This is a genomic window from Sphingobacterium sp. HMA12 (genome assembly GCF_002933815.1).
Taxonomy (GTDB): domain Bacteria; phylum Bacteroidota; class Bacteroidia; order Sphingobacteriales; family Sphingobacteriaceae; genus Sphingobacterium.
Genome location: NZ_BEYR01000001.1, coordinates 3,104,624 through 3,118,732 on the forward strand (window position 1 = coordinate 3,104,624; position 14,109 = coordinate 3,118,732).

Annotated in this window: 9 protein-coding genes; all 9 read right to left on the reverse strand. The window is 45.1% G+C overall.

Annotated elements, in window-relative coordinates; all coding sequences use genetic code 11:
* Positions 1–40 precede the first annotated feature (40 nt).
* The 9 genes from dctA to HMAT_RS13340 all read right to left on the reverse strand — a co-directional run bounded on the left by dctA (position 41) and on the right by HMAT_RS13340 (position 14,032).
* Positions 41–1,294: a C4-dicarboxylate transporter DctA gene (gene dctA / locus HMAT_RS13300; protein ID WP_104383154.1), complete on the reverse strand. Its 1,254-nt coding sequence runs from the start codon at positions 1,292–1,294 to the stop codon at positions 41–43.
* 4 nt (positions 1,295–1,298) lie between these two features.
* Complete coding sequence (locus tag HMAT_RS13305) at positions 1,299–2,354, reverse strand: alpha/beta hydrolase (protein ID WP_104383155.1); 1,056 nt, start codon at positions 2,352–2,354, stop codon at positions 1,299–1,301.
* A 193-nt stretch (positions 2,355–2,547) separates the two neighbouring features.
* Complete coding sequence (locus HMAT_RS13310; RefSeq protein ID WP_104383156.1) at positions 2,548–4,458, reverse strand: class II glutamine amidotransferase; 1,911 nt, start codon at positions 4,456–4,458, stop codon at positions 2,548–2,550.
* 120 nt (positions 4,459–4,578) lie between these two features.
* On the reverse strand, positions 4,579–6,456 hold the full coding sequence (locus tag HMAT_RS13315) for an Nramp family divalent metal transporter (RefSeq protein ID WP_104383157.1): 1,878 nt from the start codon (positions 6,454–6,456) through the stop codon (positions 4,579–4,581).
* Between the two features lie 84 nt (positions 6,457–6,540).
* Positions 6,541–7,143, reverse strand: a complete 603-nt coding sequence (locus HMAT_RS13320) for a 2'-5' RNA ligase family protein (protein WP_104383158.1) — start codon at positions 7,141–7,143, stop codon at positions 6,541–6,543.
* 119 nt (positions 7,144–7,262) lie between these two features.
* Positions 7,263–9,332: a gamma-glutamyltransferase family protein gene (locus HMAT_RS13325; protein ID WP_233789254.1), complete on the reverse strand. Its 2,070-nt coding sequence runs from the start codon at positions 9,330–9,332 to the stop codon at positions 7,263–7,265.
* A 156-nt stretch (positions 9,333–9,488) separates the two neighbouring features.
* A complete protein-coding gene (locus HMAT_RS13330) occupies positions 9,489–11,165 on the reverse strand; it encodes a sodium/sugar symporter (RefSeq protein WP_104383159.1) in 1,677 nt (558 codons plus the stop codon).
* Positions 11,166–11,217: 52 nt separating this feature from the next.
* Positions 11,218–12,546 (reverse strand): xylose isomerase, encoded by a 1,329-nt coding sequence (xylA, locus tag HMAT_RS13335; protein ID WP_104383160.1) that lies wholly within the window; start codon positions 12,544–12,546, stop codon positions 11,218–11,220.
* A 1-nt stretch (position 12,547) separates the two neighbouring features.
* Positions 12,548–14,032 (reverse strand): xylulokinase, encoded by a 1,485-nt coding sequence (locus HMAT_RS13340; RefSeq protein WP_104383161.1) that lies wholly within the window; start codon positions 14,030–14,032, stop codon positions 12,548–12,550.
* Positions 14,033–14,109: the final 77 nt, after the last annotated feature.

Genomic DNA, 14,109 nt, shown 5'->3' on the forward strand with positions numbered 1-14,109 from the left:
TTCGCGGTTGCAGGTCAGCTATTCAATACAGCATACGCTATCAACCAAGTTTCTCCTGTAGCAGTTCCTCATCCAGGCTATTTTCGTATTTTGAGATCACCAGCGTCGCAGCTGAATTGCCGATCAGATTGGTGATGGCTCTTGCTTCACTCATAAAGCGGTCTACACCAAAGACCAATGCTACGGACTCGACAGGCACGTGTCCGACAACTGGGAGCGTTGCCGCCAAAGTCACAAAGCCGCTTCCCGTCACACCCGCTGCTCCTTTTGAGGTCAGCAACAGCACCAGCAGCAAGGTAATTTCCTGCTCTAGGCTCAAGTGCATATTCAGCGCCTGTGAAATAAATACCGCAGCCATGGTCAGATAAATACTCGTCCCATCGAGATTAAAGGAATAGCCCGTCGGAATCACCAGTCCCACGACCGATTTGGCACAGCCTGCATCTTCCATTTTTTGCATAATGCCCGGTAATGCGGATTCCGAAGAGGAGGTACCCAATACAATCAAAATTTCACCTTTGATATACTTCAGAAATTTAAAAATATTAACCTTAACATAGAAGTGTAATACCGCCCCGATGACTATCACGATAAAGATAATGCAGGTCAGGTAAAAGCTTAGCATTAACATACCCAGCTTGGTCAGGGCCTGAATACCAAATGCGCCAATGGTGAACCCCATCGCTCCCATCGCTCCAATAGGCGCCAGGTACATCACCATCTTAATAATGGCAAAAAGTACCTTTAGAAAGGATTGCAGCACATTGATCACCGGTTCTGAAGCCTTTTTACCAATCTTGGTCATCCCGATCCCAAAGAGAACCGCAAAAACCAGTACCTGCAACATATTGTCCGACGCGACCGAAGCAATAACATTCTCCGGGATAATATCCATGATAAAATCCATAAAACTATGCGGTTTCTTGGATTCCGAAATATAGTGTGACACCGAGGATATATCCAGGGTCGACGGATCGGCGTTCATGCCTGTACCGGGCTGAATCACGTTGACAAAGATCAAACCGATAATCAATGCGATCGTCGTCATGACTTCGAAATAAATAATGGAGGTCAGCCCGATCTTGCCCACCTTTTTCACATCCTGCATGCCAGCAATTCCGATAACGATCGAACTGAAAATCAGGGGTGCAATCACCATCTTGATCAGCTTGATAAAGGCATCCCCGAGGGGCTTTAGCTTCACGGCAAAATCCGGGAAAAAGGCACCGCAAAAAATGCCGACCAATATACCGACAATAACCTGAAAATAGAGACTTTTAACAATATGCTTCATGGTGCTAACGATTAACGGCAATTCCCTCAGCCTTTAACATGGTTTTGAATTTGGGGTTGCGGATATATTTATTAAAATCATGACTTTTCATTCCGGTAAAATCTGTATACTTCATGATCGGATAATGTTTCACCAGCTCATTGCAGACATCAGCTTTATACCCTAAATCTGTCGCTTTCAACTTATTGGATAAAAAACCAACAAACTTCTTCAACATCACATCGGTATTATTGATGGTGATGTGGATTTTCTTAACCTGTTTGCTCAAACTACAGAATGAATCTGTTCCCGAAGTTAGATCCCGGATCTTAAAGTCATCTAAGCCTATCGCCGGGGCGAGCATAATGCAGGTGATGTCATTGCCATTTTCGGCAAGCTTTTTTGCCGCATCAACGTCCACATTATGGTTCTCCAATGTACCCTTGGCAAAACTTTCACTAAAGGTTGCGCTGCTCAGGGCACTCAGGACAACCGATGCGCCACGACTATGGGAGATCAGGATAATCTTTTTATTACTGATGCTATTTAACAGGTTGCGCAGGCCAAATTCACCCGCCATCTGACTGAATGAGGTCGCAGAAAACCAAACTTTGGCACCTCCAAAGGGATTCGTGGTATGTAAACCATCCCAATAGAATTTTACAACCTCATCTTTATTTGGATTGAGCTTCAACAGTTTGCGCATATACTCATAGCTTTCATTAACTTCATCAGACGGCGCATTAAAACCATGTACAAAAATAAACACGCGGTCTTTCGCTTTCACTTTACTCCCCACAGCCAACATGCGGGTCTTTTCAAAACCTTTCAGCTGGCTTTCGATGCCTTTTTCCGTTGCGATCTTCATCAGCGAGTAGGCATTGATGTCACCGCTTTTTGGCGGCTCACCATAGGTCTTACGCCAATTATCCGGATAGAAGTTGCCGTTTTGGTCTACAAATGAATTGACAATATTCGGTTTATCGAATGAATTGGGGTATGGATCCTTGGGTACATTATGGGTTATTCCGCAGGAAACCATTAAAAAAAGAAAAAAAAGATAGAAAAGTTGTCCTCTCATGGAGCTATTTTTTTAAGCTGTTAAAAACCATCATTTTATTAGGGCAAAGATTGATCGAATCTTAAATGTCTATATTGGCAAAATACAGCGCACACTTTGCGAAGTGAGCAGCACCATTTTAATCAATCCGTTCTACGAATATATAAAAAAAGGGATGCATAAATGCATCCCTTCTTCTGATATTTTTTAGCCGTTAATTACTAAAGTATGCACGTACATTTTTACCTTCAATCCAGTTCATATAGGCTTTATTCACCACCTTATTCCCACCCGGAGTAGGATAATCACCAGAGAAGTACCAGTCACCCGTATGTGCCGGACATGCTTTATGCAGGTTGTCCAATGTCTGATACACCACCTCAAGTTCGGCTTTTAAATGATGCGGCCTGACGATACGGCCAATTTCTTCGGAAATCTCCTGATCTGTAAATGGCGCATAAATAGCCTTTACATAGTTTTCGATTTCGTTAACATCTTGGGTCATCGACAACAGACATTTTTGATATACTTCGTCAATAATATGTGCCATACCACGTTGTTTCAACAGGTTAATTGCCGCTTCAAACGCTACGAATTCACCCATACGTGACATATCTATACCGTAACAGTCTGGATAACGAATTTGAGGAGCCGAAGAAACAATTACAATTTTCTTTGGATTCAAACGATCCAGGATTGTCAGGATACTTTGTTTCAACGTCGTCCCACGTACAATGGAATCGTCAATCGCAACGATGGTATCTTCATGATCTTTAACGATACCGTAAGTCGTATCATACACATGTTGTACCATATCGGTACGATCAGCATCTTGTGTAATGAAAGTACGCAATTTGGCATCCTTTACATTCAGTTTTTCAAAACGGGGTTTGATGCTTAAGATCTCATCCAACTCCTCGTCAGAAATTTTCTCCGAACGTTTTAATAAGGTCTCTTTTTGGAAATCCCTAACGTAGGTATTGATACCGTCCATCAAACCGTAGTAAGATACTTCGGCCGTATTGGGGATAAAAGAGAATACGGTATTTTTAATATTACTTTTGACAGATTCCAGTACCTGAGGCACCAGTAATCTACCCAGTTCTTTACGTTCTTTATAGATATCAGCATCCGATCCGCGGGAGAAATAAATACGCTCAAAAGAACAAGAACGTTGCTCAACAGGCTGTCTAAACATTTCCTGTGATACTGTACCGTCTTTTTTAGCGATCAATGCATGCCCCGGTTTAATTTCTTTCACGGCACCGATAGGTACGTTGAATGCAGTTTGAATGACAGGTCTTTCCGAAGCGACAACCAAAATCTCTTCATCCTGATAATAGAATGCCGGACGGATACCCGCAGGATCACGCATCACGAAAGCATCCCCGTGACCAAAGATACCGGCAATGGTATAACCACCATCCCAAGTCTTCGCTGAACGCTTCAGGATCTTGGAAACATCGATATTTTTGGCAATCAATGAACTGATTTCCACATTAGAATAACCTTCTTTTTTGAATTGATCAAAAAGCTCCTGATTTTCATCATCTAAGAAATGACCAATTTTCTCCAAAACGGTAACGGTATCCGCCTTTTCTTTTGGATGTTGTCCCAACTCGTACAGTTGCTGCAAAAGTTCGTCGACATTGGTCATGTTGAAGTTACCCGCAACAACAAGATTGCGTGACATCCAGTTGTTTTGTCTTAAAAATGGGTGACAGCTTTCGATACTGTTCTTTCCATGCGTTCCATAACGCAAATGTCCTAAAAGTACTTCTCCAGTAAAACTGACATTATCTTTTAACCATTGGGTATCCTTTGACTGATCTGGAAATGCCTTCTGAACAGAAGCAAATTTTTTCTGTACATATTCGAATATGTCTGCCACAGCAGTTGAGCCCATAGCTCTGTAACGCGAAATGTAACGATTTCCAGGTTTAACATCAAATTTAATGGTTGCAATTCCAGCCCCGTCTTGTCCACGGTTGTGCTGTTTTTCCATTAATAGGTACAATTTGTTGATGCCATAGAATGGCGTACCATATTTTTCCTGATAATAAGATAAGGGTTTTAACAGGCGAATTAGTGCGATTCCGCACTCGTGTTTAATAGCGTCGCTCATATCTTGATTTGATGACGCAAAAATAAGAATTATTTAGAACTTACCGACCCCTCCCCACACTTTTTCCGCAATAAAATTACAGTGAATCAACAGTGTGTCTTTGGGATAGGTTTCAAAGCCTTATTGCGCGATAAAAACCGGAACTTTTACAGCATGGCGCAGCTTGTTAACGGTCTCTCCAAAAACAAAGTCCTTGACTCCGGTATGCCCGTGGCTTCCCACGACCAATAGGTCTGCATGATATTTCTCGCAAACCTCAGCAATGCTCCGGATCCGGTTGTTGTAGCCGAGTTCATATTCCGTTTGGTGCCCTTTGGATAGCAAAAAATCTGCATACAGCTTCAGGCGTTCCAGATCCTGCCGCGACTCAAAATCATCAGTAGACTCACCAGTGTATTTGACAGAGGCGCTTTCGACAATATGGACAACGACAAAACGGGTATCCGCATGGGATAGCTGCAGGGCGTACTGGATCACTTTCAGATCCGAATTTGAAAAATCCAGCGCAATCACCACCTTCTTGAACGAACCTTTGTCCTCAAAATGTAGGGCCTCAAATGGCGGATGTACTTCCAATTCGATCGGTTTTGATTTACGTAAGATGGGAATCAATACGGTCATGATCAGCAAAAAGAGCAGACCAACAGCCCCCAGGATAAGTAACACGGTGACCAAAGGATTGTTTGCTTCGGCAATCCAGCCCCTGACCTCGTCGTAAACCAATTTAAAATTCAGCACCGCGATCACAGCAGCAATGAGCCAGGCAAATGCTTTGGTCAGCGGTTTAATCGCAAAGATGCCCATCTTGGTTTTGTCGCTGACAAAATGAATCAGTGGAATCACCGCAAAGGCCAGCTGCATGCTCAGGATGACCTGACTAAAGATCAACAACTGCCCTACGCGACCTTCGCCAGAAATCAGGATCACCAGGACGGCAGGTATGATCGCCAAAAGCCGTGTAATAATTCGCCGTAGCGTAGGACTGATGCGCAGACGCAGGTAGCCCTCCATAACGATCTGTCCAGCCAACGTACCCGTTACCGTTGAACTCTGTCCGGCCAGAATCAATGCCACGGCAAATAGTTTCGATGCCCATTCGGTACCAAGTAAATTTCCCAGCAGGTGGTAGGCATCTTCCAGTTCGGCGACATCGTGCATGCCATTCTTATGAAAGACAGACGCTGCCAGGATCAGAATTGCGGCATTGACCAGAAATGCCAGATTTAACGCAATGGCACTATCCCAGAAATTATATTTTAAGGATTTCCGTATGGAGACTTCATTGCGGTCAATCTTTCGGGTCTGCACCAAGGCAGAATGTAGATAGAGGTTGTGTGGCATGACCGTGGCACCGATGATGCCGATCGCAATATAGAGCGCGGCACTATTGGGAATACTCGGGATAAAACCTGTGGCCACCTCCGCAAAATCAGGTTTGGCCAAAAACATCTCCACCATAAAGCACATTCCGATCAGGGAAATCAAACCGATGATAAAGAGCTCCATCTTGCGCATCCCTAGCTTCTGTAAGTAGAGCAACAGGAAGGTATCCGCAAAACTGATCAGGACTCCCCAGAGCAGATCGATACCAAACAGCAGGTTAAGACCAATGGCCATCCCAAGCACTTCGGCCAGATCACAGGCGGCTATCGCAATCTCCGCCAGAACATACAGTACAAAATTCATGCGCTTGGGATAGGTCTCCCGATTACACTGTGCTAAGTCCTTACCCCGCACAATTCCCAAACGGGCACAGAGGTTCTGCAGCAACAAAGCCATAATATTGCTCATCAGCAACACCCAGATCAAGGCATAGCCAAACTGACTTCCCCCGGCGAGGTCCGTCGCCCAGTTGCCCGGATCCATATAGCCTACACTGATCAGATAGGCTGGACCAAAAAAACTGAGAACCTTTTTGAATTTGGATTTCCCTTGATTGACATCCACACTTTCGTGGATATCGGATAATGATTTATGATGGGCGTCGTCGTGATGCATAGCTTACATTAGGAAAATATCTTTTATTGCTAGGGCTAAAGATAAAAAGCTTTATAGTATTAGGCAATTAAACGGCCATTATTATTAGAATTTAAATGTAAGTTGGCCCGAATTTTCTTTCGACTGGTTTCCGAACTTAACAAAACCAACATGCTCATACTGACCCATATCAGGATTAAAGCGGCGGATATACACCCCGGTACACATAAAACTCAGATCGACCGAACGCAGCATTTTCTTTGCAAATTCAAGTCTTTCGGGCTCCAGTCGGCGTCCGATGGAGATATGGGGTTCATCACTGATCTCGATCAGGTCAAAGGGGTTCAGCGTGTGCACAACCTTCCGTGCCCTATCCTTCAGGTAACTGCGGGCATGTACCGTCGGACCGATATAGAAAGCTCCGCCAGCAAAGGAAGCAAAATGATCAAAATATACATATTGACTGCGTTCATAGCGCAGGGATTGCTGCAGTGCCGCAATAGCCTGTGCCAGCATATCGTCATTTCCTGTAAAAGCACAGATAGTGACATGGGCTTTGGAATTGCAGCTGTGGTACCAGCCTTTACCCTTATCCGGAAATTCCTCCGCCAATGCTGCCCGCAAGCCCTGCTTTAACCCATCTACCAATACCAAACCAGATTCATCAGGCTGAAAAACAAACGAATATTTATTGACACTACCCTCCATAACAAAAAATCACCTTTTGATCAGTAGGTAAGATACCAAATCCGATGGAGATAACAAAACGACGCTGCTCTTCACCCAGGTCGGCCCAGCTCATAGTGTTACCTCAACATGGACAGATGCTACCAGCCGATTCCGTAGTCCTCGCCATTGTTGCTGCTACCGCCCCAAAGTGTACCATGCTGCTGATCGAAATAAATGGCATTGATCGGGCCGCTGTTGCGCTCGCCGAACTGTATGCTATAGCCCATTTTCTCCAGCTTTTCGACGACTTCCGGCGCTGTGCGCTTATCCAGCAGCAAACTTCCCGCGCGTGGTTTTCGGTCGTCCAATTTGGTACCGCCCAAAGATAACCACAGCTGATTGCTGTTGATATTAGGCGCTTCACTGGCCTGTTGTGGGGTCATGCCAAACTCTACTGTATTCAAAAAGAATTGAAGCAGATTTTGATCCTGTGTATCCCCGCCCTGCACGGCAAAAGAAAGGTAAGGTTTTCCCTCTTTTAAGGCTAAGGAAGGTGTGAGCGTGACCCGGGGGCGTTTGCCCGGTGTCACCACATTGAACGGATTAATGAGGGAGTCAAGGACAAAGCTTTGTAAACGTTGGCTCATGCCTACTCCTGTATTTCCGGCAATACAGGCCGGTAACCAACCCCCACTTGGTGTAATGGAAACTACCCAGCCTTCGGCATCCGCAGCCTCCACACTTGTAGTTCCACGCAATAAGCGGTCCATATACACACTATCTGGGATTTGGGATGCCCAACGGGCAGTATCCGACAGGGATAGCAAGGGCGAGGTGGAACTCACATCGTGCTTGGGCACAAAATCCTTGTTCAATTCGGTATTCGGCGTGAATTGCTTCCTGCGCTCCCCGAGCAGGCCGGTAAAAGGATTCTGCTTCCCTTCATAGGGGTAAGGATCACCGGGAAGTACATGCGGATTGTTATGTGCCGGGTCAATGGTAGCAGCACGTGCCTTGGCGTAGGAATCACTTAAGAGCCCCCGAATAGGTGCTTTAGGTTTGAAATAGGGATCACCATAATAGAAATCCCGGTCAGCAAAGGCCAGGTTCATCACTTGATAAAGCGTATGGATATAAGGAGCTGAGTTATATCCCATGGCTTTTAAATCAAAATTTTTCAGCAGCTGCAAGCTCTGTAACATGGCTGGTCCCTGCGTCCATTCCTGCAATTTATAAACGTCAATGCCTTTGTAGTTGACATGTAAAGGCTCTTCCTCAATGGGTTTCCAATTGGCCAGATCCGCTTTGGTGATCAAGCCCCCTTGTTCTTTACTACCGCGGACAAATTCATCGGCGATATCCCCCTTATAAAAACGGTCATAGGCGGCCATAATCGCCATTTTTCGATCCTTGCCTGCGGCAAGGGCTTTCTTTTCAGCTTCAACAAGTTTGGTCAATGTCCGGTGTAAGTCTTGCTGTACAAAGATTTCTCCTGCTTCGGGTGCTTCTCTTTCCCTGCCTTCACGAACAAGGAAAACTTTTTTGCTATAAGGCCATTCTTTGATACGTGCTTTACCACGTTCGATGCTATTGGCCGTCTGGGCATCGATGGGATAGCCCGAGGCCATCTCCAGGGCCGGCGCCAGGACTTCAGCCAGGCTTTTGGTGCCATACTGTGCTAACATATAACATAAGCCTCCGGGTGTGCCGGGTGTAACTGCAGCGAGCGGGCCGTATTCCGGCGGGAATTCATAGCCCTTCGACCGAAAAAAATCAACCGTTGCTCCCGTCGGTGCAACTCCCAAAGCATTGATGGCAATTACCTTTTTCAGTTTTGGATGATAGATCAAAGCCTGTGTTTCCCCACCCCAGCTCAGGACATCCCACATGGTACAAGTTGCCGCAAGCATTGCGCAGGCGGCATCGACCGCATTCCCCCCTTGCTGGAACAACTGTGCCCCTGCAGTCGCCGCCAAAGGCTTTCCGGTAATGGCCATCCAATGTTTGCCGTGCAAAGGTGGTTTCTCCGTCCGTTGTGCCCGGACCTGAATCGGCGCCAATGCGGTCATTATCCCTGCCAGAGCAGTAAATAGCGTATATCTTCTTTTCATCCCTGTTATTTTTTTAGTGTCCAAAGTCTGCTCCTTTAGTTTCTCCCGGGTATTGAAACAGGAGGATACCTTACCGGATTTGCGCAGCGCGGCACCTGTAATAATTATTGAAGACAAGATAGGAAATTTTTAAAAAACCATCAGCGACCGTTTTGGATCTCATGTATAAAATTGGCGAAAACGATTTCTAGCAGACAACGATTTCTGAAAACAAAACGCCCACACCAACTAAAGTTGATATGGGCGTTCTATAAGGCCTTTATGATGATCGGCTTACCAATAAATGGAGTACAAGGCTGTTACCAATAGGGCAACAATCAATGTACCGATCAAAAATGCCTTATGCGGTTTAAACATTGTCGTATCTACCTCTAGCCCCGCAGGCACCACTCCGCGTTTGTTGTCAATCAAACTGATAATGATCATACCGATGATACAGATCGCAAACACAAAGCCCATCCGATCCAAAAACGGAATTTCGTAAACGCCGGTTGTCGGATTTGGAATAGAAAATCCGGTAGAGGCCAAGAACGAAAGATCTGCCCAGTCCGGTAATTTTTTGAAAATAATAGACAGGATAAACCCACCGATCGTCGCAAACAACGCAGCATTGGACGTCGTCTTTTTCCAGAAGAATCCCAGGATAAACATGGCAAAAATACCCGGCGATACAAATCCCGTGTACTCCTGAATGTATTGAAATCCACCTTTTTTGTCGATACCCAAATGTGGAGCGATGATCACGGCCAGAATCATGGCAACAACAACAGTCAGTTTACCAATATTGACCAGTTTCTTATCCGATGCCTCGGTGTTAAACACTTTCTTATAAATATCCAAGGAAAAGATCGTCGCAATACTATTTGCCTTACCGGCCAATGAAGCCACTACCGCTGCAGTCAGGGCCGCAAATGAAAGTCCCTTCAGGCCCGCCGGCAACAAATTCAATAAAACAGGGTAAGCATGATCTGGATTGACTTCACCATGTTGCATCATCTCATTTTGAAATAAGCCATCTTTCCACATGACGTAAGCTGCAATACCGGGTAATACCACAATAATCGGCATCAATAACTTCAGAAACGCAGCAAACAATATTCCATTACGCGCAGTCTTTAGATCAGCACCTAACGCACGCTGTGTGATGTACTGGTTACAGCCCCAATAGTTCAGATTCACAATCCACATACCACCGATCAAAACGGTCAATCCCGGTAAATCGAGGTAATTTTCGTTCTTGCGGTCCAGAATCATGTGGAAGTGATCAGAAGCTTTCTCCGTCATCAGGTGATAGCCCTGCAAGATACCTGAACCACCATAGTGTTCTGAGACCAGATTCAATGCTAAATAGGTTGTTGCCAAACCACCCAACACCAAAAAGAATACTTGAATAATATCCGTATATCCGATCACTTTCATACCGCCCAGGGTAATAATAACGGCAAAAATAGCAATGGCATACATACAGGCTTCCAGGCTGATCCCCGAGATACTGCTCACGGCAATCGCTCCGAGATAAAGAATAGAAGTCAGATTGACCACCACGTACAATAACAACCAAAAGACAGCCATAATCATGGCTACGGTACCATTATAACGTTTGTGGAGGAATTGCGGCATCGTAAAGATCTTGTTCTTGAGGTAAACCGGTATAAAAAACACCGCAACCACAATCAAGGTAATCGCCGCCATCCATTCGTAAGTCGCAATCGCAAGTCCCATCTTGAAACCCGACCCACTCATACCGATAAATTGCTCCGCAGAAATATTGGACGCAATCAGGGAGGCTCCGATCGCCCACCAGGTCAATGATCCTTCGGCCAGGAAATAATCCTTGGAACCTACAGATTCAGACTTTTTACGATAATACACCCATAATCCGTAGCCTGCGACAATGACAAAGTATATCAGGAAAACGATGTAATCTTTTGTGCTTAAATAATTATTCATGTGTTGGTAATTGGTTTAATTTGATCGCCTAATATAGAAATATTTTAAATAACTATATATATCTATTGATCAAATTTTCTAAATACTCCTGTCTGCCACTGATCGTTTGTGGTTCACCGAATTCTACCGCCAGATCTCTTAAACGTTCTAAACTCAGGGTTCCCTGCTCAAAAGAAGCACCGTTGCCGCTGTCAAAGGAAGCATAACGGTCTGCCCGTATTTTGCGGTATTCGGAGTCTTCCAAGATGCGTTCAGCAGTAAGCAAAGCCCGTGCGAAAAGATCCATTCCACCGATATGTGCATAGAATAAATCTGCGGGGTCGGTTGAATTTCGGCGTATTTTGGCATCAAAATTAACACCTCCGCCTTGGAAACCGCCACCTTCTAAAATAATGAGCAAGGATTCAGTCAGTTCATTGATGTCATTTGGAAATTGATCGGTATCCCAGCCATTTTGATAATCACCCCGGTTAGCATCGATAGATCCCAGTTTTCCGGCATCAATAGCGACCTGCAGCTCATGCTGGAAGGTGTGCCCGGCCAAAGTTGCATGATTCACTTCGAGATTGAGTTTGAAATCATCCAAAAGGTCATATTGCCGCAAGAAACCCAATACGGTCGCCGCATCATAATCGTATTGATGTTTGGTCGGTTCACAAGGTTTTGGCTCGATAAAGAATGTCCCTTTGAAACCATTCTTACGTGCATAATCTTTGGCTAGGTGCAAAAACTTTGCAAGGTGCTCCTGCTCGCGTTTCATATTGGTATTGAGTAAACTCATGTAACCTTCCCTTCCACCCCAGAACACATAGTTTTCGCCGCCCAGGGCAATTGTTGCATCCAATGCGGCCTTTACCTGTGCAGCACCATGCGTCAATACCTGAAAATCCGGATTTGTCGCCGCGCCATTCATGTAGCGCCTGTGGCTAAAAAGGTTAGCCGTCCCCCAAAGCAGCTTGATACCACTCGCCTGCTGCTTCTCCTTGGCGTAATCCACGATTGTTGCCAGTATCTTTTCATTTTCTAGCACATTGTCTGTGTAATCCACTAAATCTACATCATGAAAACAATAATATGGAATATTCATTTTGCTGATAAATTCAAAAGCGGCATCCATCTTATCTTTTGCACGTGTGATCACGTCCGTACTTTCATCCCAGGGAAATCTGTGGGTAGGCCCGCCAAATGGATCCGAACCATCACCATTGAAGGAATGCCAATAAGAACAGGCAAACTTAAAATACGCTTCCATCGTTTTGCCCGCAACGATTTGTTTTGGATTGTAATAACGGAAAGCAAGTGGATTTTTACTTTCCTGTCCTTCAAATTCGATCTTTCCGATCCCTTTAAAAAACTCTTTTTGTCCTTTGATAATGTTCATTTTATGTGATGTTTATTTTTGTTTCTAAAATTCCCTTCCATTGTTGATAATTTTCTTCATACCGATCAATGTCTTTGGGCTCCACGGTATAGACTGGTTTTAGGCTCCTGAAAGCTTCGGTAAGATCACGATAATAGCCGCTACCGATGCCTGCTCCCATGGCCGCACCAACACTACCGTCGTGATCATATACTTCTACGGGAACATTCGTAGCGCCTACAAATGCCTCCCGGAATACAGGACTGAGGAATAAATTGGCATGTCCGGCACGGATCATCTGTGGATGCAGGGCGTTTTCGCGCATAATATCCAGGCCATAGCGAAAGGCAAAGGCTATCCCCTCCTGAATCGCCCGCAGGATATCCGCGGTTTCATGTCTGTTTAGATCGATGGACGTAATGGAAGCACCAACCAGCTGATTGTTCAACATGCGCTCGGCTCCATTACCAAACGGAATAACCTGCAAGCCTTTACTTCCAATCGGCGAAGTTGCGGCCATGGCATTGATCTGATCATAGGATAAATCTTTTCCCAAAAGTTTCCGGCCCCAACTGTTCATAATACCGGTACCATTGATACAGAGCAAAACGCCTGTCCTTATCGCATCTTCCCGATAGTTGACATGGGCAAAGGTATTGACACGGGACTCGCGGTCAGCGATCAGCTGATCACTCACCCCATAGATCACACCGGAAGTCCCCGCCGTGGCGGCCACTTCCCCCGGTTGCAACACATTTAATGACAATGCATTATTCGGTTGGTCTCCGGCCTTGTAGTTGATCGTTACTTCGGGCGAAAGTCCCAGTTCTTCGGCCACAGTGCGTTTAATCTGACCGTGTTCGGCAAAAACAGGGCGTATTGCCGGGATCAGACCGGAGTCAAAACCATAATAATCCATCAGTGTAGCTGACAGTTCATTCTGTTGAAAATCCCAGAATACACCTTCCGATAAAGCGGAAATGGATGTGCTGATCGTGCCTGAAAGTTTCATGGCAATAAAATCACCAGGAAGCATGACCTTGTCAATTTTTTGATAGATTTCGGGTTCGTTTGCTTTTACCCAGGCCAACTTGGAAGCCGTGAAATTGCCGGGAGAATTGAGGTGGTGTTTCAAATTGAACACCTCTCCGATCTCCTCGAAAGCTTTATTTCCCAATGCAACAGCCCGGCTATCACACCAGATAATCGCATTACGCAAGACCTGTTGATCCTTGTCGACAACAACAAGTCCATGCATCTGATAGGCTATACCGATGGCCATGATTTGTTTGGGATCGTATAAACCCGTAGCATTGGCTTTGGATAGGGCCAACTTGAAATAAGCCCACCAATCGCGCGGATCCTGCTCGGCCCAATTGGGTTGCGGCGAATAAATCGGTGCTTCAACAGCTGGATACTGTGCCGAACAGATCTTTTGTTGTGAGGATGCTTCGACAATGGAAACCTTGACCGAGGAAGTACCAATATCTATACCTAAAAAATACATCTGATTTTTTTAAAACTGGTTATTAAAACAATTCGCGGAAACAAACTTGCAACCGGTTGCATAAAAGTAGGATATGT